Source organism: Xenophilus azovorans DSM 13620 (assembly GCF_000745855.1).
In the GTDB taxonomy this organism is placed as follows: Bacteria; Pseudomonadota; Gammaproteobacteria; order Burkholderiales; family Burkholderiaceae_C; genus Xenophilus; species Xenophilus azovorans.
This window is the reverse complement of the sequence record NZ_JQKD01000069.1, coordinates 1-19029: the sequence shown is the minus strand read 5'-3', so window position 1 is coordinate 19029 and position 19029 is coordinate 1. Positions and strand designations below refer to the sequence as shown.

Below are 19029 nucleotides of genomic sequence, written 5' to 3'. Positions count from 1 at the left end.
CGGCGAGGGCCTATCCCCGCTCGCGCGGGGCAACCTCTCGCATGCAAGCTCAAGTCACGCAAGAGAAAACCAGAAAACTGACCCGAAATTTTAAAGAGCGTTTTCAGACAGCCCAGGATGCCGCCTTACCAGCCACATTCCATCCACCTCGACCATCTTCCGCGGTGGATCGCCCAGATTGGCAATGCCCACACCGCCCACCGCATTCAAGTCGCGCCAAACCATCACCAGGCTCCCACGGCCTTCTTGACGATGCCAGTCGCTCATTACGTCCCAAACACGCGTGCGCACGCTGGGGTTCATGCGGGGCGACACGAATACGTTGGGCGAAACCTCCAGCATCACGGACGACAGGAACCCGTGGAAGCGATCGGGCACGTCACGTATCACGATCATCACCAGCGCCATTTCCCACCTCATCCATGCGCAAGACTTGCTTGATACGGTCGATCATGGCGCCAATGACCTGCTGCTTTCGGAACACCGCCGCCGCTTCTCGCCTCACCAGGCGATCGATTGTTTCGTCCACCTGCTCCGCCCGCTTGGCCGCTGTGAACGCGATCTGCAGCGTCACCGTGTCGCGAAACAAGTCGGCAATATCCAGCACGAAGGACTGGCCCGAGTCCTCGTGGATGAACCCCAACGGCGGCAGTGCCGCCAACGACTGCACCGCGATGGCCGCAGCCGCCTGCACCGCCGTCGCCGCGTGGTTGATGGCCTGGTTCGACAGATCTGTGGCATTGGGGTTGGCGCGATCGTAGTTCCGCCCCTTCCACTGGATGCCATGCTTCTCGGCCATCAGCTTGTAGAAATTCTTGACGCGCGAGCCCTCGATGCCGCGCAGCGTGTCCAGGTCCCGGTGCGGCAGCACTTCGCCCAGGCGCAGCGCATACATGTGGCGCGCCACGCTGATGCGCCGGCGCGGGTTGCCCCACAGTTCGGCCTGGCGCCGCGCCACGTCAGAACGGTCCGGCAGCAGCGGCGGCGCGGTGTAGCTGCGTACGCCATCCTCGCCCACGGCCGCCAGCAGCGTACCGTGGCGTGCCAGCAGGCGCAGCGCATCGTGCGTCACGCTGCTGCCCGGCCCCAGCAAGATCATCGACACCGACTGGTGCGGGATCTGGTCCATGGACGGTGTCAGGCTATCCCGCCCGCGCAGGAAATGCAGGCAGCCATCGACCACGCACAGTTCGCCGCGCGACAGCCACAGCAAACCGTGGCGGTCCGCATGCGGAATGCGCGCCGTTTCCAGCCCCAGCCGGCCCTTGAGCACCGCGCGCCCTTCAGCTCGGCCGGCTTAGCAACAGCATGCCGAAGCCGAAGGTCCGGTGTCTGCCGACGCCGCGCGCCAGCAAGTGCGCAAATGCTGCAGGATCGCGCACGCGCAAGTGGCCCTTGAGCAAGGCATCGGGGCCGTCGATCACGCGCCCCCTTCGCGCCTCGCCACCTGCCGCCTGCGTGCGCCGCACGACCTGCTGGCGCTGGTAGCCCGCCAGGTGCACGTCATCCAGCAGATCGATCGCCCCTTGCCAAGCCTCCCGCGCGCCGCCCTCGCGAAGCGCAAGATGTTCACGGAGCCATTGCACATAGACCGCTTGGCGCTCCAGCGGCGCCCCCTGCGCCTGTTCCACGGCATGCAGAAAGGCATCGCGCTCGCCCTTGGCTGCGCGCACCGTGGGACGCAGACGCACCTCGAACCCCAGCACTTGGCCTACTGGCCATTGCGTGGGAAATGGCCGCAGGCGATAGCCATCGTGCTGCCCGTTTGCGCCCAAACCCAGCGTCTGCGCGGCCAACGGATCGGCCAGGGCCACTTGAGCCCGCATAGCATCTGCATCCAGCGCGGTGTAGGCCAGCAGGCCCTGGCGCTCGTCCAGATAGCGGAAAGGCTGGGGCGCCGCATCGCCAAAGGCCGCGCGCAACAGCCCGTGCAAGGCATCGCCCAGGTCCGATGGCTGCCGCTCATGACGTGCGTGGTGGCGCGCGACCCAGGCCGACAGCAGGCGTGCGTCGGGCTGCGTGTGCAGCAAGTGCAAGGATGTCTGGCTCATGAAGCCGCCCTTGCCATCAGCAGCCCCTCGCGCACCGGGCGCCATCCACCATGCACGCCACTGGTCCAGTTGCGTTCATCGCACAAGTCGCTGCGGCGGTCGGACGGCAGGTTGCCTTGGCCATCCGGCCACTGCGCACGCCATCCTTCTCCATTTGCAGGCAGACTCTGCACCCAAGCTTGCAGCGCGCCCAACACGTGATCAGCCTCCTGCCAGCCAGCGACCAAGCGCCCCGTGGGCAGGCAGGGCTTGCGGCCAATGAACAGCGGACGTGTGGGGCGGTCCAGTGCGGCGGCGATGGCATCCAGCGTGGGCGATTCGTCGGCGGGCTCCAGGTGCAACGCCACCCAAGCGGTGAGTTCGGCGTGGTAATGGCGGTAGCGCAGGTGCGGTCCCACATAGGAGCCAGCGCCGCCACGCCGCTCCTCCGGTTGACCCCAGGTCGTCCAGCCCTTGTCGGCCGCGCCCAACTCGGCCGTCTGGAAGTCCGCGAGTCGCTCCGCGCTGGCACCGCCATCACGCCGCGCTATAGGCTCCAGCACCGTGCCCATGCGCAAGCGCTGCTGCAGTCGGTTGTGCAGGGCGTCTTCGGACCGGTCCCAACCCAGCGCGTTGGCGATCAGCCCGGTCAGCATCGACAGTGCCGGGAAGTCGCGGATCACGCCCTGGTTGTCGATGGTCTCGCCGCCAAAGGCAATCAGCGGTGACGCCAGTCGCAACACCAGATGACGGCCCACGATCAAGCCTCCGCGCGCGTGACAGCGGCCTGCGCCCATTCGGCCAGCGCCTTGAGCGGCAGCCGCTCTGCGCCCGGCACCTGCACGTCATCCACAGACAGGTAGCGCCGCGACAGAGGTGCACCGTACGCCGCGTCCATCTGCGCGATCTCGTCCGCAATGCGTTGCACGGCCGCCTTGCGCAGCGCGGGCTGGCTTTGCGGCAGCGCGTTCTGGAAGGCGCCCGCCAGGCTGCGCGGCTGCCAGTCCCCGGCCTCCACCAGCATGAACTTGGCCCATGCGAAGGGCGCGGTCGAACCGCGCTTGGCACCGGGGCTCACCGTGGCGATCAGGTGCAGCAGGTTTTGCACTACGCGGCCGGCCAGCGCACGTTGCTCGGGCGTGGCGTTGTTCCATTCCTTGATGTGCACGCCCTCCAAGTTGGCCACGAGTTGCGGCACGTCGACGACCGCATAGCCGTAGTACAGGCCGCTGGCCAGTTCGGTATCGAAGATGCCGGCCGATCCGGTCTCGCCCGCCTCCTGGAGCAGATCGTCGACCACGGTGAAATAGTCGTTCTCCACCTGGGCTTCGTGCACGGTGAAGGCATGGGCCACGTATATGGCGGCGTCGCGGCTGGCCAGCACGTCGGACGTGACCATGCGGCCAAACAGCGCGGACTCCAGGCCGCTGCCCAGGCGCAGGGATTCAATGTTCTTCTTCTCGTCCTTGAGGAACCCGGCAATCGCCGCCTTCAACGCCTTCTCCTCGGTGTGCTCGACCGCCAGCGCGGCGCAGCGCTGCACGAGGTAGTCGATCTCTGCATAGCCCAGCAGCACGGCCTGGCCGGTTTCCAGCGCATCCTTGCCCTTGAGATCCTTGGCCTTGTCGACCAGTCCCGCTGCACGCAAGCCTTCCACGGCCAGCTGCGCCAGCGGTTCGGCAACACCGGCCGCAATCAACCGGTCGCGGATCAGACGCGGCGTCTCCCGCGAGCGCACGGCCATGGGAACGTCCAGATGGCGCAGTGCGAAGGCATCGTCCGCTACCCGCCAGTGCCGCTTGAGGCATTGCGAGGAAATGCGCGTGCGCACCTTGTCGCCATAGGGCAGGCGCTTGGCCAGGCCGGCGTCATCGCGGTTCAGTAGTGCTGCGGGGTAGTTGTGCAGCGTGTGGATTTGCAGGAAACGGGGCAGTGTCATGGCTTCTCCAGAGATCGGTGGCTTGTTCAGGCTTTGGCCGCGAGGGCCGAGAAATACGGACCAGCAATACGCATGCGCAGTTGCTCGGCACGGAGGGCTTCGTCGCGCTCGCTGCTGTCCTCGTTGAGGATCAGTTCACCCAGTTCGAACCAGTTGGGCTGCACACCCTTGGAAGCCAGCAGCCGCAGCAGGCGCGGCAATAGTTGCCGGAAGGCCTCACCGCGGGCCGTGAGCAACCGGGTCACGCGCGACTCGGCCACGCCCGCCTGGACCAGTTGCCGGCCGAGTCGGCCGGCGCCGTCATGCCCCGCCAGCGCCATGCCATGCGCAATGAGCGCCCAGCGCGGCCAGGTTTCCGGGCGCCAGGTCTCGGGCTGCAGGCCGGCGGACAGCAAGGCGCGCGACAGCGCCGCGATCTCGTGCGGGCGCAACGCGTCGGGGTTCAGCCGGGCCAGGGCCGCGCGGTCCCCCGGACCGGCGCGCTGCACGTACGCAGCCAGCGCACCGTAAGGGCTGCTGCGCGACGGGGAGACATCTGCTTGGTCGGCTGCAACAGAATTGACGGAGGGCTCAGTCATGGTGTTGTCCTTCTGGTTCGGCCCCCGCCTCGCGGCGTTGCTGAGCGTAGTGATGGGCCAGATCCGGCAGCACGGGTTTGAGGCCGCGCAGTGCACCGTGGAAGCGGCCCAACGCGGCGGCGCGAGCCTTGTAACGCTGCATTCCGCTGCGCGGTCCCGCTTCGAAGGCCTCCGACAATACGTGTTCGGCGCGCTTCACCAAGCCAAGCAACCATTGCACGCGCAGCGCGATGCGGTCGGCGTCCTCGGCTTCTGCTTCCAGCGCGAGGTCGTCGAAGAAGCGGGGGTCTTCGCGCTGTTCGAAAGGCCGGGCGAAGCGGCCGGCCTTGTCGCTGATGCTGTCGTTGCGGTCGTCGCCGTCGCCATTGGCGAAGAGCAACACCAACGCACTCCACAGCAGCTTGCGCAGTGCAGCGATGGCAGCGATGCGCTGCTTGGCCATCTCCGCCACCGCCACGCGCTGCGGGCCGGCGAGTCGGCTGCGCAATTTGGGCGAGACGGGAACGCGCCGCTCGTGGTAGCCCTCCGTCTTGCCTTGGCCACGCACAGTGGCCTGAGCCACGACCTGCAGCGTGGCATCCCTCGGCCAGCCATCGAGCCTCCAGGCAGCACCATGCGTGAAGCGTCCCCCGGTCAGCAAGTCGGCCATCAGCTTGTACTCGAAGCCGGCCCCAGAGACCGTCAACGCCTTGCCATCGGCGGCATCGACCGGTGTCCACGGATCGCCCGTGATGCCATTGCGCTCTTTGGCGGCTACACGCGCCACCTTGCTGCCAGTGACGCGGGCGACTGGCACTCCGCCGATGTCCTCGAGTCGCACCCGCCTGCAGACCTCAACGTACAACGGATCAAGCGACTGCATGGCCAGCGATTCCGTGCCCGCCCAGGGGATCAACCACAGCAAGGCATGGCCACCTTCGGCCGCCAGCCCTTGCTGGTCCGCGATGGTGGCTCGCTGCGCGAGCAAGGTCTGTACATCCGCGGCCCATCGCCCCCCCCAGGCTCCGACCGGCGACACGCCGACGCCGGGGCGGCTGGCGAAACCGCCGTTCATGCGCGAGATGCCGTAGTTGCCAGCGCCCAGAAACCCTTCCTGCGTCTGCAGGCTGACCAGCGCATAGAGCCAGTCATCTGGCTCGGCTCGCCGCGCTCGCGCGGCCTTGAGGTCGTGGTTCTTCGACGTGACCAGCATGTCCAGTTCGTCGGCGGCACGCAACACGTTCTTCCAGTCGGACACGCGCTCACCCAGCACGGGCGATTGCAACAGCGCCGGCCGCTCGGGCGGCGCCACCAGGCACCAGGCCGCGCCATCCGCATCGTCCGGCGTCAAGGCCAGCAAGGCGGTGCGCCAGTCGGCGGCATCGGTCCATGGCACCACCTGGTCGGCGCGATGCAATGCGACGGCGGCCAGTTGGGCCAGGAAGGCATGCCAGGGATGACGTTGATGTGGCCGCAAGGCCGGGAAATCACGCACCGTGTCTGCTGCAAGTTCGGCCAGCAGTTGGGGCAAGCTACCGCGGTGCGAGTCGCCCCAGGCCACGCAGCGCCAACGGATCAGGGCTTCATCCAACAGGTTCCAGCGCAGGCCGGAAGACGGGGTGTCATGCGGCATCGTTCGGGCTCTTTTCAATGGTGGATGGAATGCGCTCCACGCCCAGCCGGGTGTAGCGGTACTGCGCCGCACCCAGGTCGAACGTGAAGCCCTTGTTCTCTGCAATCACCTGCACCCCCGAAGCCTGAGCGTCGGGAGCCAGACCTCGGGGCAGCAGGTGGTGCCGGATGGTCAGTTGCGCGACCGGCTGGCCGAAAGGGCCTTCGGGCCGCGTGTCGAAGACCACGATGCGGTCGGCAGCGCCCAGGCGGCTACCGATGCGGCCCTCGTCCTCGGGAAACTGCACGTCGTCGAAGGTCTTGTCGAACGGCAGCGCGTGCAGGTTGGCCACGGTCTTGGTGGCTGCAAGCGCGCCGTCGTATTCGATGCCGAAGCGCACCCAGACCTCACCCAGTTCCCGCACGATCGCGTTCAATGCCTCTGGGTGCGTGGCCTGTTCGACCAGCAGCCGGTTGTCGGCTGGGATACAACGCGTGGGCTGCGCTGCGATCAGACGCCGCGTGGCCTCCAGCACACGCAGGTCCACATATACACCACCCATGGGCTCACCCCGAATGCGGATCGGCCCCAAGCCATGGCGCTGGCGCGAAAGAAGCGGTGCCAGGTCATTTCCCGGCGGCGTGAGCACCCAGGCACGTGCCTCCTCGAAACCCGCCGGCCGGTGATCGCCCAGGGACTGCGCGCTGGGCCGGGCGTGGCGGTGCAGGCGACCCAGGCGCTGCAGCAATACGTCCATGGGGCATAGGTCAGTGATCAAGAGGTCGGCGTCGATGTCCAGGCTCTGCTCCAAGGTCTGCGTGCCGATGACGACCAAGCCACCACGCTGCGCCCGCTGCTTGCCGATCTGCTCCTGCACCGCGGCATCCAGCAGCGGCCGGTCCTGCCGGCTGAAGCGGCTGTGGTGCAGCGTGCTGACGCCACCGACCTTGAACAGACAATCCAGCCCCTGCACCGCAGCCAGCGCTTCCACTGCCTGCAGCGTGGCGATAGCAACCGGTACGGTGTTGCGCACGACCAGGACGCGCGCGCCGGCAGTGGCGGCCTGCACGGCCAGCGCAGCCACACGCGCGGGCTCGTCGATGATGTCCAACGCCTGCCAGTGCACGGTCTTGTGGCGTGGGTTACCTTCGACCGGTAGCAGCTCTGGCCCCTGACCGCCGCGGTGGCCGATGGCTGGATAAGGCATGGCCTGCGCAGCGGCCAAGGGCGGCAGTGCATCGGCGCGGCAGCTGCCGATGGTCAGATAGCGCGTGCGCGCCGACGCGCCCAGCGTGGCCGACAGCAGCAGTGCCTGGCCGCCGCAGGCCACGTGGGCACGCAGCAGGTGTTCCGTCAGACGGGTCATGTAGGCGTCGGAGGCATGCACCTCGTCCACCACCAGCAGGCTGCGCGCCAGCATGGCCTGGCGCAGATGGGCGTGTTTGATCTGCAGTGCACCGAGCAGGGCCTGGTCCACGGTGCCGACGGCGATGGTGGCGGCCAGGTAGCGCTTGGGCGACTCGGCAGCCCAGCGGCGCTCGGCCTCGGCATCGCCGGGCGTGTCAGACCACAGCACGCGGAACTCGGGCAGCGGCGTGGCAGTCTCGCCGTCGGCTGCCGTATAGCCGGGCAAGGCGCGCACCGTCATCGGCGGATTCGCCGGCCAGACGCGCTGCACGAAGGCCAGAACCCTTTCGTACAGCTGCGAGGCTGCCACGCGTGTTGGCAGCGCGAAGTACAGCGAATCCACCTTGCAGGCACGCCACAGATGCAGGAAGCGCCACAGCGCGGCTTCGGTCTTGCCGCTGCCGGTTTCGGCTTCCAGAACCAGCACGGGGCCCAGGCCGTCGTCGGCCATCGCCGCTTGCATGGGGCGCGGAGCCGGCACGCCGAAGGCTTGCACAAAGTCGCAGGCCGTGGCAGCCAAGCGCACGGCGGCATCACCGACATCTAAACCAACCGCCCGCAAGGCATGGCGAGCGCGCTGCGGCGCGGTGGCAGCGCGGTCCTCGCCCGGTAGCGTGTAAGGAAAGAAACCTTCGCGCGTGTCCGAGCCCAGCCAGTCGGCCAACTGAACGAGGCCCGCGAACAGGTGGGCAAACGCGGGCGGGATGGGCAACTCGGGTGCGGGGGCGACGAAGGCCTGCGGGTAAAGCGCCTGGATGCGCTCACCCATTGCGGCGACCGCTTCGGCCGGGTCATAGACAAGCCGCGCGCTGTCGCGCACGGGTTGCCAGACCACTTCACTTGAATCGGACCCAACCGGGCGCCCATGGTGGCTGATGCTGGCATAGAGAAGCGAATCCACGGCTTCGCCCCATGTCGCCATCTGCTCCCGAGGTAGACCAATCAAAACACGCTCTGCTGTGTTCAGGCTGCAGGTGAACAATGCCCATCCCTGCGGTCCATGACCACATTCCGGTACCGTCCAATGGTGAGGACGCATCGCGCGCTCGTGCCAGTAGCGCACCTGAAATCCGGCATTGGCCTTGCCGATGTCGTGCAGAAAGGTCAGTACTGCCAGACGCGCACGATCCACGTCGGTCAATGGCCGACCGGCCGCCCAGTCCAGCGCGCGCTGAACGGCTGGCAGCAGCAGCAATGCGCTCAGCACCGCCGCCACATCGACCATGTGATCCAACAGCGGGTGGACGAGAACACGCCCATCAGGGAGGCGGCTCAACTTGCCCCACGGTATCCAATGACTCCTCACTATGCAGATCCTGCACGTGACGAAGCCGAACGACACTCGAATCGACAAAGGCTCAGCCGATGCGCTGCAAATTGAGTCGGCATTGCTGCTCCGTCGCTTATCGCATCGCCTTCTTGTTTCCGAATTCCCGATCGTTCATCGCACCTCCTCCATTCGCTGTATCTTTTCAAATTTTCTCTGCTGTTCGGACTGTGAGCACTCGCCATCACAATCCGAAGTCCGCCATTCCCTCAAATCAGCACAGGTATTGGCCGGGCAAGCGAAAGTCAGCTTAGCGGTCTCGATTTTCTCCCTCAGCCGTCCCTCAGCCGCAGCCTGGGCGTGGTGCTCATGGTACAGCCGACTGATCGACTTCATTCGAGCTAGGCAAAGGGCAAGCAGCCAACGCCACGCTACGTCCTTCGGCACTTCGAACTTGGCGAGGCCTTCCAGTTTGATTGGAGCGAAGAGGGCCGCTGCGCGGCAGATACCGGTGCTGCAGCCCGAAGTTCTCGCGCGCGAAGATGTGCGCTGCCGCCAGCACCCTCTCCGGCGGCGTCCCCCGCGGGCATCGACAGCACGATGTTGTGCGCGAGTTTGGGCCGCGTGTCCTTTTCGCCCTCCGACGGCTTCGGCCGGTACTGGCTGCGACACTGATCGAAGTTCCAGTCCTGCGCGATCTCCAGCGCCGCATTCTTGCCTTGAACCATGAGGCCCTCGTCCGTCTCCAGCGGCAGCTTGCCGTGCCGACCGATGTACTTGAGATGAGCGCAGACACCGCCGATGTCGCGCCCACCGCCCGAGACCTTCACCATCACCTCGGGCGTGCAACTGACCGTGCGCTTGATCTGCTGGATCTGCTCCGGACCCAAGCGCAGCACCCCAGCAGGACCGCGCCGGCCATAGCTCACGATGTCCAGTGCCATGTCGCGGTCGCCGCCACCCAATGGGCGCGATCGCACCGTCCGCTTAGGCATGACCCGCCTCCCAGCTCATCAGGTTGCGACGCACCACCGCCGCGGATGCCTCGCGCGCCAATTCAACTTCGTGGCGCACATGCGCCAGCAAATCACGCAGCTCCGATGCTGCGGGTTCGGCCAAAGTGTTCGGCATGCCGAACATGCGCAGTTGTCGGCCCAGGGCTGCCAGCTGCGCTCCCACCGACTTGAGCAGGTCCAGTTCCCGCGGCGGCAGCACGTCTGCGGCGCGCACGTGGTTGTGGATGAGAAGTGCCAGGTACGTGCCGGTCCTCATGCCCCGCGCGCCGGCGCGCTCTGCGGCACGCATGCGATCGCCATGGCGAAGGCGCAGCGTGATGCGGTCCCCGGATGCAGCGTCCGTCGCGGCGTCACTCGCATCTGCCACCAGCCCTGAAGCAGCTGCGCCCGGTGCATTCGCGCGCAGCACTTGTCGATGAGTTTGGAGAGCAGTCCCGACTCGGTGAGGTGATGGCGCGCGGCCAGCGCAGCGAATCTCGCCTTCACATCGGGAGGCAACCGCATCGAGACCACGGCGGATCGAGGACCGTTGGCCATGACAAACACCGAGGGTGTAAACATTGTCTGACGCCAGTCTATCCTGCCCTCCATACCAAACAAGGACTCTGCATTCGGCATGCCGAACAGTCCCCGGCATCGCGCGCCGGCGCCCACGCCAAAGTGTTCGGCATGCCGAACTCGCGCGCAACCGCCTCGAAGGTGTTGGTGGCAGCCAGGGCCTGGGCCAGCTTTTTGTCGCGCTTGGCAACGCCGGGGGCGATACCCTGGGCCAGCAGCTTGCGCGCCTCTTCGCGCCGCTCTCGCGCCTGCTTGAGGGTCACGGTCGGGTACACGCCGAAGGCGAGACGCTTCTCCTTGCCGCCGAAGCGATACTTGAGGCGCCAGTACCGGCCGCCGGCCTCCGTGATCTCCAGGTACAGGCCGAAGCCGTCGGCGTGCTTGCCGGACTTGGTCAGATTGCGCAGCTTGGTGTCGTTCAGCTTCATCCGTCGTCACCCAAATGGTTGGGGGCATATTTGGGGGCAAATTCTTATCCCAAACAGACGACTTCAAGCATTCATGCGGCCTTCAGGCTGATTTTCGATCCCCTCCGGGACCATCCAGCGCGTTCGTCCTGAAGAATATGTTCGCCGATTCCGGCACGCGGGCGCGAAGCCGTGTAGCATGGGCCCGGTAGATATGCGCAAGACCATCGCTTCATAGGTCTCTTCCGTGCTCCCCTCCGGCGCTCTGCCGGTGGATGTGTCGAACTTCCCTTGGTGCTCTTTTCTTGGCGTCTCTGCGCCGGGCGTGCTTTTGTGCCTGGCAATCAGAAAGGACATCGACATGACGACACAAACCGGAACCGTGAAGTGGTTCAACGAGGGCAAGGGCTTCGGCTTCATCGCGCCCGATGACGGCGGCAAGGACCTGTTCGCCCACTTCCGCGAGATCCAGGGCAGCGGCGGCTTCAGGACCCTCACCGAGAACCAGCGCGTGCAGTTCGAGGTGACGCAGGGGCTCAAGGGCCCCCAGGCCTCCAACATCCGCAGCGCGGCCTGAGCGTGGAGCGGGGCCTCGGTCCCGTTCCTGCCAGATCACGCTGAAAGCGCGGCCCGGCCGCGCTTTTTTCATTTGGAAAGGCGCTTCGATGAACAACCTGCAGGACGCGACAGAGCGCATCTGCGAGCTCAAGGGCAGCCTGATCGCCATCGACGCGCTGCTGCCCGCGCTGATCGAGAGCCTGCCCGCCTCGGCGCGCGACACCCTGGCGACCTCCTTCGACGCGCATTGCGAGGCCGCGCGGACGGTGCTCCTGCACGCGCCGATCTCGGACCACGTGATCGCCGCCTTCGAACGTGACGCCAGGCGCATGCGCGCCGTGCTCGCGGGCGCCTCGCCGCAGGCGCCGTCACAGAACGCCGTCGAACCCGTGATGCTGACCACGACGCGCGTATCGACCTTCCTCGGGAGCCACCCGCTGACCGGCGCCAGTGGCTTCTTCTTCCGGCGCGGCAGCCGCCTCTTCCTGGTGACGAATCTTCACGTGCTCGCCGACGGGCCGAGCAATCACTTCCCCGACCGCGTCGACATCGCCATCCACACCCACGAACGCGATCTGACGCAGCACGCGGTCGTCTCGCTCCCTCTGTACACGGGAGAGGGGCAGGCCTTGTGGCGCCAGGTGACGGACAGCGCCGGGACCGTGGACGTGGCCGCCCTCGAGATCGATGCCGGCCTGCTGCCGCCTTCCTCCGTCCTGCAGGCCTTCGAACCGGCAGATCTGCAGGACCGGGGTGAGACGGTGGCCGTGGGCGATGCGTTGACCGTCATCGGCTTTCCGCTGGGCTTTCATGACACGACGCACTATCTGGCCGTGGCGCGCGCCGCTTCCATCGCATCGGCCTACGGCGTGCGGTTCCAGCAGCGCGGCTGCTTTCTCACGGACGCACGCACCCATCGAGGCAGCAGCGGGGCGCCCGTGCTGCGGCGCCGAAGCCTGCCGGAAGCAGCCCCGTCGGCGCTGCCCTGGCAGTTGATCGGCGTGCACTCCACGCGCATGGACATGCGCCCCCGCGATCCGCTCGCCGACGAATCCCTGGGGCTGAACTGCGCCTGGTACGCCGACGTGCTGATGGCACTGACGGAGTAAAGGCTGGGCGCAAAGGCGGCCCTCATGGCCAGGGACAGGGATCGGTCGGCTACAATCCGGGCATCTGCTCACGACCGAGCAGGTCGCCGGATCTCACGACGGCACGTCGCGCGATGTCGCCAATGACAAGAAAACAACTGGGCGACACTGCATCCTCAATGCACGTAGCGTGGACCGCGTAAGAGTCCACGACCACCTCTCCAAGCCCGCTTGACGCGGGCTTTTCACTTCTGCCGCACCCCCTGCGAGCAGCCTCCTCCTCCGCATGCGCGGCTGGCCCTTCCATCCCGAATGGATGACCTCACCCTCCGCACGGCGGTCGGCGCGGTCAGCCGACAGGAGGCATCTCCATGACCATGAGCTTGCTCAGGCAAATTGCCAGCACCCCCTCTCCGACGTCGTTCCATCGCCCTCAGGACATCGAAGCCGTCAGGGCGCTGCGCGCGGCGGGGCTGATCATTGCGCTCACACCGTCGCCTGGCGGCCTCCTGTCCATGAGCGGGCCTGCGGAAGCGGCCCAGGTCCTCGCCCTCACGCAGCAAGGCAGGGAAGCGCTGTCGAAAGGCACGCTCCAGACCTTGGCGTCACGCACTCGCCCTGCTCCTCAGTTCGTGCATGCGCGCAGATAGTCGCGAATCCACCGGTTCGCCCTGTCGGCGAGCACCGGGTGAGCCGAGGCCTCGTCCAGTCCGTCAGCGGTGATGGAAAGCCGGCACATGTCCCGACCCTCACGAATCACGATCGCAATGAACTGAGTTCCTTGCTGCAGGAACTCCATCGACCACTCGACGGGAACCAGCGGTCCGGTGCGCGCGGCTCCCAGTACAACAGGTTTCATCAGCACCCCCTTTGTAGGCTCCAGCCTACCGAGCCGGGGCAGCGGCAGCAATGTCATTTGCAATGGCAAGGGCGGCGATCGCCCTTCGCAACGGCCCGCGCTGACAGCCGCGGTTCCTGCGCGCCGACGCCGGCGCACGAAGCCGGTGCCTAAGGTGCTCTCCAACCCCGCGAAGCACCGCCGCCCACGACATGATCGGAATCGCCATCCCCGCGCACGACGAGGAATCCCACATCGAGGCGGCCGTGGCCGCGGCCCTTCGGGCGGCGCGGCACCCGGGGTTGGCGAACGAGGCCTGCCGCGTGGTCGTCGCTGCCGATGCGTGCAGCGACGCCACCGAGGCGCGTGCGCGCGCGGCCGGCGCGTGGACTGTGGCCCTGTCGGCGCGCAACGTGGGCCTGGCCCGGGCCGAGGCGGCACGGGTGCTGGTGCAGGCCGGGGCGCGCTGGCTGGCCTTCACCGATGCCGACACGCGCGTGTCGGAGGCATGGCTGGTGCAGCAGCTGTCGCTCGGCGCCGATGCCGTGTGCGGCTGCGTCGGGGTGGACGACTGGTCCTGCCATGGCGACGACGCGGCGACGGTGCGGGCACATTTCCTGGGCACCTACGAAGACAGGGACGGCCACCGCCACATCCATGGCGCCAACCTCGGCGTGTCGGTGTCGGCGTACCGGCGCGCGGGCGGCTTCAGGAGCCTGGCCTGCGGCGAGGACGTCGATTTCGTGCGGGCGCTGGAGGCCAGTGGCGCCCGCATCGCATGGAGCGCCCGGCCGCGCGTGACGACCAGCGCCCGGCGCCATGCGCGCGTCGTCGGCGGCTTTGCCGACGCACTCCTGCGGGCCCTCGTGCCGGCGCCGGCGGCGACGCTGCCGTCGACGGCCTGAGGAGAAGGCGATGGAAGGATGGGCCTGGTTGCAGTGGCCGGCCTTCGCCGCATCGCTGGCCGCGGCCTGGCTGGTCGCGTCCAACCAGCGCGCGCGGCGCAACACGGGCTTCTGGGTCTTTCTCGTCAGCAACGTGCTCTGGATCGCCTGGGGCTGGCATGCCGGCGCCTGGGCGTTGATCGCCCTGCAGATCGGCCTGGCGCTGCTCAATCTGCGGGGCCTGCGCAAGACCGAGGACGGGACGTGAACGACGACGAACTCGACCGGCTGATCGCCCTGCGCGGCGACGGACTCACGCTGCGCGACCTGGTGGACGCCGGGCTGGACGACCTGCCGCGCCCCGGCAGCGGCGGCACGCTGGTGCGATGGCGGCGCCTGGCCGCGGTAGCCGCGCATGATCTCTCGCTGGTCAAGCTCTTCGAGGGGCACACCGACGCGCTCGCTATCCAGGCCGAGCTGGGCGCCGCGCCGCCTGCCGCAGGCAGCCGGTGGGGCACCTGGTGCGCCGAGCCGCCGCAGGCCCGCCTGCGCTTCGAGGCCGACGGCACGCGCTATCGGCTGCACGGCACCAAGGCCTGGTGCTCCGGCGCGGCCCAGCTCACCCACGCCCTGGTCAGCGGCTGGGACGACGACGGGCAGCCGTGCCTGGCTGCCGTGGCGCTGGACGCTCCGGGCGTCACCATCACGGACAGCGGCTGGGCGGCGGTGGGCATGCGCGGGACGGCCAGCGTCGACGTGCGCTTCGACGGCGTGCCTGCGCGCCCCGTCGGCGCACCGGGCGACTACACGGCCCGGCCCGGCTTCTGGCAGGGCGGCGCGGGCATCGCGGCCTGCTGGTGGGGCGGCGCGCGCGCCATCGCCGACACGGCGCGCACCGCGATCCTCGCGCGCAGCGAGCCCCATGCGCTGGCGCACCTGGGCGCCATCGACGTGGCGGTCGCCTCCAGCGCAGCCGTCCTGCGAACGTGCGCGGCGTGGATCGACGCCCATCCCAACGCCTCGGCGCGCGCCTGGGCCCTGCGCACCCGCCTGGCCGTGGAGGCCGCTGCCGAAACGACCCTGCGGCACGCCGGCCGCGCGCTGGGCGCCGGCCCGCTGTGCCGGGACGCGCGCTTCGCCCGCGCGATGGCCGACCTGCCGGTCTTCCTGCGCCAGAGCCATGCCGAACGCGACCTGGCGAGCCTGGCGGAACCGGACATGGACGCCGCATGGACGCTGTGACCGACCGCACGATCCACGCCGGCCGCGCGACGCCGGAGGCCGACTGGCTGGCCTGCACGGCCGTGCGCGAAGCGCCCGGGATCCGCGCGACCGACCTGGTGCCGGCACAGGCGCGCGCCGTGGTGGTCTCGCCCCATCCGGACGACGAGGTGATCGCCACCGGCGGCCTGCTGTCGCAACTGGCGTACGCCGGGCGCGCGCTGTGCCTGATGGCGGTGACCGACGGCGCGGCCAGCCACCCCGGTTCCACGCGCTGGCCGCCGCGCCGCCTGCAGCGGTACCGGCCGCTGGAGCAGGCCCGCGCCCTGCAGCGGCTGGGCGTGGCAGGTGCCGCGGTGCACCGGCTGCGCCTGCCGGACGGCGGCCTGCAGGCAGCGCATCCCCAGCTCCTGGACCACCTCCTGCAGTTGCTCCGGCCCGGCGACGTGGTGTTCACCACCTGGCGCCTGGACGGCCACCCGGACCACGAGGCCGTGGGCGAGGCCTGCGCGAGCGCAGCGGCGCGATGCGACGCGCGGCTGGTGGAGGTGCCGGTGTGGGGCTGGCACTGGTCGCGGCCGCAGGATGCGCCGATGCCGTGGCGGCAGGCCCGCCGCGTGAGCCTCGACGCGGAGACCGTGCGCCGCAAGTGCGCGGCCCTGCGCCTGCACCGCAGCCAGTGGCTGCCCGACCCGAGCACCGGCGCGCCAGCAGTCCTCGATAGCGCCACGATGACGCGGGCCGCGCGTCCCTTCGAGCTGATGTTCGTCCACGATACGCCATGACGACGACCGGGCCTGCCGACCGCGCGCATTTCGAGCGGCTGTACCGGCAGCAGGACGACCCCTACGGCCTGCGCCACCGCTGGTACGAGGCGCGCAAGCGCGCCGTGCTGCTGGCGAGCCTGCCGCGCCGGCGCTACCGGCATGCCTACGAGCCCGGCTGCGGCGCGGCCGAGCTCACGACCGAGCTGGCGCCGCGTTGCGATCGGCTGCTGGCCAGCGACTTCAGCGACGCCGCCGTCGCCCTGGCCCGCCGCCGGCTGCAGGGCCAACCCCACGTGCAGGTGCAGCGGCACACGCTGCCCCGGGACTGGCCGCAGGGCGCGGCCCCGTTCGACCTCGTCGTGCTCAGCGAGATCGGCTACTTCATCGAGGAAGCCGCCTGGCGCGAGGTGGCCGGCGCCTGCGGCCGCAGCCTGGCCGCCGACGGCGACCTGGCCGCCTGCGACTGGCGGCCGGACTTCGCGCAGCGCCGGCAGTCCTCGGACGCGGTGCAGGCCGCCCTGGGCGGGCTGGGCCTGCGGCTGATCGCGCGCCACGAGGAGCAGGACTTCCTGCTGCAGGTGTGGTCGCGCGACGCGCGCTCCGTCGCGCAGCGCGAAGGCCTGCAATAGCGCCTGTCCCGGCGGCGCCGCCGCCGTTTCTTCCGAATACTTGATCCGGATCAACGGCACGCATTCACACGGGCGGGCGCCGCCCATACCCTTCATGGCAGTCCGGGCGCGACCCGGCCGCGAAGAAGGAGACACGATGAGAGCAGACGAGCGCATGAGCACGCCGACCCAGCGCTGCAAGCAGGTCCTGCGCGGCCTGCCCCTGTTCCGCGCCGCGCGCGAGGCGGACCTCGACGCGCTGGCCGGCCTCACGCGGCTCGACGCCCTGGAGCGCCGGGGCATCCTGTTCAAGCGCGGCGACCCCTGCGACGGCTTCCACGTGCTGGCCTACGGCCGCATCAAGCTCTCGCTGGTGACCGAGCAGGGCGTCGAGAAGCCGCTGCAGGTGGTGGAGCCCGGCGAGAGCCTGGGCGACATCACCATGTTCCTCGAACGGCCCTACTACCTCACCGCCGAGGCGCTGGAGGACTGCCTGCTCGCGTATGTCTCGCGGCAGGCGATCCTGCACCTCGTCGAGCGGGACAGCCGCTTCGCCCTGCGCATGCTCGCGAGCCTGTCGCTGCGCATGCACATGGTGGTCGACGACCTGGAGTCCTTCCTGCTGCAGCCGCCCGCCGCGCGGCTGGCCATCTACCTGCTGCGCCTGGCGCCGCCCGACAGCGGCGCGCGCTCCGCGCAGTTCGAACTCACGATCAAGAAGGGGGTGGTGGCGGCACAGCTCAACCTCACCCCGGAAACGCTGTCGCGCCACTTCAAGGAGCTGAGCGACAACGGCCTCGTCACCCTCGACAAGCGCTCCGTGCGCATCCATGACCTCGACCGCCTCGCCGAGTACATCGCGAGCAAGAGCAAGCCCGTCAAGAGCCGCGCATGAGCTCGGCCCCGCCCCACCGAACCAAGGAGATCCCATGAGCACCCCCACCGCCCCCGAGAAGACGAACGCCGGCAGCCCGGCCTGGGCCCGCCCCGCAGGCGCCAGCTTCGAGGACTGGATGAGCACGCGCATCGCACGCTACGCGACACGCAGGTGCGACTGGGACGCGCTGAAGTTCCAGGCCGACCTCGACCCGAAGTACCGCCGCGCGCAGATGCGCTACGTGGGCACCGGCGGCACCGGCGTCGCCTCCGACATGAACACCGTGCCCGCCGAGCACTTCACCTTCTCGACCATGGTGATCCCGGCCGGCCACGAAGGCCCGCCGCACCTGCACACCGACGTGGAAGAGGTCTTCTTCGTCATCCGCGGCAAGCTCAAGCTGATGCTCTCCACGCCCGAGGGCGACTACTTCGAGACCGTGATGAGCGACCGCGACCTCGTGTCCGTGCCGCCCGGCGTGTACCGCGGCGAAATCAACATCGGCGACGAGGACGCGCTCATGTGCGTGATGCTGGGCGCCAGAAAGCCGATCACGCCGACCTATCCGCCGGACCACCCGCTCGCCGGCATCGAGCGCTGATCCATCCGCCGCGCCCGCCTTTCCCGACCCACAGGAGACCTCCATGGCCGAAAGAATCATGCAACTCGTCCAGATCGTGGACAGCCAGAGCGCGGCACCCGGCCATGCGCCGGACCGCTACCTGCAGCCGCGCCAGGCGCAGCACCGCCCCCCGACCAACTACGAAGACCTGCTGGGCGACGCCATCGAGCGCACCTTCGCCGCCGGCGTGCACGACCTGGCCGGCCTGGTCGAGAGCCTGAACCGCCAGGGCATGACCACCCGCGCCGGCCAGCCCTGGACCGAAGCCAACTACGGCCCCGAGATGGCCGAGCTCAGCCGCTGAGCCCGCCGCCCCCGCCGGCACCCCACGAGGAGTACCCACCATGAGCACCACCCCACGAATCGACCCGGTCGACCAGCGCCTGGAGACCGGCCTGCAGGACGTCTGGCACGCCGTGTGCCCCTCCGGCTTCATCCAGGAGCGGCCCGTGTCGCTGCGCCGCTTCGGCTACAGGCTGGCCCTGTGGCGCGGCGCCGACGGCCAGGTGCACGCGCTGGAGGACCGCTGTCCGCACCGCGGCGCGCCCCTGTCGCAGGGCGTGACCATGGGCGACCGCCTGTCGTGCCCCTACCACGGTGTGGAGGTGCGCTGCGACGGCGTGGTCACCAGCGTGCCCGGCAGCCCGGGCTGCAAGCTCGAGGGCCAGAAGGCCACGCGCAGCTTCCACGTGCGCGAGGTGGCCGGGGCGGTGTTCCTCTACAACGCCAGCGAGCCGGTGGACGAGCCGCCCCCGCTGGTGCTGCCCGAGCAG

Annotated in this window: 25 protein-coding genes; 12 read left to right on the top strand and 13 right to left on the bottom strand. The window is 68.7% G+C overall.

The genetic code is table 11. From position 1 onward, the window contains the following. Positions 1–90: 90 nt before the first annotated feature. The 12 genes from cas2e to Q392_RS24020 form a co-directional block, all read right to left on the bottom strand. Positions 91–408, bottom strand: a complete 318-nt coding sequence (cas2e, locus tag Q392_RS32245; protein WP_084217373.1) for a type I-E CRISPR-associated endoribonuclease Cas2e — start codon at positions 406–408, stop codon at positions 91–93. Continuing rightward, positions 380–1273, bottom strand: a complete 894-nt coding sequence (gene cas1e, locus Q392_RS24065) for a type I-E CRISPR-associated endonuclease Cas1e (RefSeq protein ID WP_038213692.1) — start codon at positions 1271–1273, stop codon at positions 380–382. Before cas1e ends, cas2e begins: the two co-directional genes overlap by 29 nt. A 10-nt stretch (positions 1274–1283) precedes the next feature. Continuing rightward, a complete protein-coding gene (gene cas6e / locus Q392_RS24060; RefSeq protein ID WP_038213689.1) occupies positions 1284–2051 on the bottom strand; it encodes a type I-E CRISPR-associated protein Cas6/Cse3/CasE in 768 nt (255 codons plus the stop codon). Beyond that, positions 2048–2788, bottom strand: a complete 741-nt coding sequence (gene cas5e / locus Q392_RS24055; RefSeq protein ID WP_038213712.1) for a type I-E CRISPR-associated protein Cas5/CasD — start codon at positions 2786–2788, stop codon at positions 2048–2050. The genes cas6e and cas5e overlap by 4 nt, the downstream gene beginning before the upstream one ends. Before the next feature lie 2 nt (positions 2789–2790). Beyond that, entirely contained in the window at positions 2791–3969 is a 1179-nt protein-coding gene (gene cas7e / locus Q392_RS24050) for a type I-E CRISPR-associated protein Cas7/Cse4/CasC (RefSeq protein WP_038213686.1), read from the bottom strand. 26 nt (positions 3970–3995) lie between these two features. Further along, the gene (gene casB, locus Q392_RS24045; protein ID WP_038213683.1) at positions 3996–4547 is read right to left on the bottom strand and encodes a type I-E CRISPR-associated protein Cse2/CasB; all 552 of its coding nucleotides are present in this window, start codon (positions 4545–4547) and stop codon (positions 3996–3998) included. Next, entirely contained in the window at positions 4540–6159 is a 1620-nt protein-coding gene (locus Q392_RS24040) for a CRISPR-associated protein Cse1 (protein WP_038213680.1), read from the bottom strand. The genes casB and Q392_RS24040 overlap by 8 nt, the downstream gene beginning before the upstream one ends. Further along, on the bottom strand, positions 6149–8821 hold the full coding sequence (cas3, locus tag Q392_RS24035) for a CRISPR-associated helicase Cas3' (RefSeq protein ID WP_211260289.1): 2673 nt from the start codon (positions 8819–8821) through the stop codon (positions 6149–6151). The genes Q392_RS24040 and cas3 overlap by 11 nt, the downstream gene beginning before the upstream one ends. A gap of 422 nt (positions 8822–9243) precedes the next feature. Further along, positions 9244–9756, bottom strand: coding sequence for a hypothetical protein (locus tag Q392_RS24030; RefSeq protein ID WP_245610795.1), 513 nt, complete (start codon positions 9754–9756; stop codon positions 9244–9246). 43 nt (positions 9757–9799) lie between these two features. Then, positions 9800–10084, bottom strand: a complete 285-nt coding sequence (locus tag Q392_RS33495) for a hypothetical protein (protein ID WP_038213704.1) — start codon at positions 10082–10084, stop codon at positions 9800–9802. After that, the gene (locus tag Q392_RS33490) at positions 10081–10365 is read right to left on the bottom strand and encodes a hypothetical protein (RefSeq protein ID WP_169748338.1); all 285 of its coding nucleotides are present in this window, start codon (positions 10363–10365) and stop codon (positions 10081–10083) included. The genes Q392_RS33495 and Q392_RS33490 overlap by 4 nt, the downstream gene beginning before the upstream one ends. A 38-nt stretch (positions 10366–10403) precedes the next feature. Continuing rightward, the gene (locus tag Q392_RS24020) at positions 10404–10814 is read right to left on the bottom strand and encodes an Arm DNA-binding domain-containing protein (protein ID WP_038213677.1); all 411 of its coding nucleotides are present in this window, start codon (positions 10812–10814) and stop codon (positions 10404–10406) included. A gap of 340 nt (positions 10815–11154) precedes the next feature. Between Q392_RS24020 and Q392_RS24015 the strand changes: the two genes are divergently transcribed. From Q392_RS24015 to Q392_RS24005, 3 genes are all read left to right on the top strand, one after another. Further along, on the top strand, positions 11155–11370 hold the full coding sequence (locus tag Q392_RS24015; protein WP_038213674.1) for a cold-shock protein: 216 nt from the start codon (positions 11155–11157) through the stop codon (positions 11368–11370). A gap of 88 nt (positions 11371–11458) precedes the next feature. Then, positions 11459–12460: a trypsin-like serine peptidase gene (locus Q392_RS24010; RefSeq protein WP_084217370.1), complete on the top strand. Its 1002-nt coding sequence runs from the start codon at positions 11459–11461 to the stop codon at positions 12458–12460. A 350-nt stretch (positions 12461–12810) separates the two neighbouring features. Beyond that, a complete protein-coding gene (locus Q392_RS24005) occupies positions 12811–13089 on the top strand; it encodes a hypothetical protein (protein ID WP_051953914.1) in 279 nt (92 codons plus the stop codon). Here Q392_RS24005 and Q392_RS33010 read toward each other — a convergent pair. Then, the gene (locus Q392_RS33010; protein WP_157008203.1) at positions 13065–13355 is read right to left on the bottom strand and encodes a hypothetical protein; all 291 of its coding nucleotides are present in this window, start codon (positions 13353–13355) and stop codon (positions 13065–13067) included. The two genes, Q392_RS24005 and Q392_RS33010, sit on opposite strands and share 25 nt — an antisense overlap. 134 nt (positions 13356–13489) lie before the next feature. Between Q392_RS33010 and Q392_RS24000 the strand changes: the two genes are divergently transcribed. The 9 genes from Q392_RS24000 to Q392_RS23960 form a co-directional block, all read left to right on the top strand. Beyond that, positions 13490–14182, top strand: coding sequence for a glycosyltransferase family 2 protein (locus Q392_RS24000; protein ID WP_038213671.1), 693 nt, complete (start codon positions 13490–13492; stop codon positions 14180–14182). 10 nt (positions 14183–14192) lie between these two features. Continuing rightward, positions 14193–14429, top strand: coding sequence for a hypothetical protein (locus Q392_RS33665; RefSeq protein ID WP_038213667.1), 237 nt, complete (start codon positions 14193–14195; stop codon positions 14427–14429). Beyond that, positions 14426–15403 carry an acyl-CoA dehydrogenase family protein gene (locus Q392_RS23990; RefSeq protein ID WP_038213664.1) on the top strand — a complete coding sequence of 326 codons (978 nt, stop codon included), beginning with the start codon at positions 14426–14428 and terminating at the stop codon, positions 15401–15403. The genes Q392_RS33665 and Q392_RS23990 overlap by 4 nt, the downstream gene beginning before the upstream one ends. Then, positions 15391–16167, top strand: a complete 777-nt coding sequence (locus Q392_RS23985) for a PIG-L deacetylase family protein (protein WP_038213661.1) — start codon at positions 15391–15393, stop codon at positions 16165–16167. Before Q392_RS23990 ends, Q392_RS23985 begins: the two co-directional genes overlap by 13 nt. Beyond that, positions 16164–16778: a methyltransferase domain-containing protein gene (locus Q392_RS23980; protein WP_038213658.1), complete on the top strand. Its 615-nt coding sequence runs from the start codon at positions 16164–16166 to the stop codon at positions 16776–16778. The genes Q392_RS23985 and Q392_RS23980 overlap by 4 nt, the downstream gene beginning before the upstream one ends. A 154-nt stretch (positions 16779–16932) precedes the next feature. After that, positions 16933–17652: a Crp/Fnr family transcriptional regulator gene (locus Q392_RS23975; protein ID WP_038213656.1), complete on the top strand. Its 720-nt coding sequence runs from the start codon at positions 16933–16935 to the stop codon at positions 17650–17652. Between the two features lie 34 nt (positions 17653–17686). Then, complete coding sequence (locus Q392_RS23970; RefSeq protein ID WP_038213653.1) at positions 17687–18235, top strand: cupin domain-containing protein; 549 nt, start codon at positions 17687–17689, stop codon at positions 18233–18235. Between the two features lie 43 nt (positions 18236–18278). Then, on the top strand, positions 18279–18560 hold the full coding sequence (locus tag Q392_RS23965) for a recombinase-like helix-turn-helix domain-containing protein (RefSeq protein ID WP_425425199.1): 282 nt from the start codon (positions 18279–18281) through the stop codon (positions 18558–18560). A 40-nt stretch (positions 18561–18600) separates the two neighbouring features. Next, on the top strand, positions 18601–19029 hold a 429-nt coding region (locus Q392_RS23960), incomplete at its 3' end, for a Rieske 2Fe-2S domain-containing protein (protein WP_038213651.1).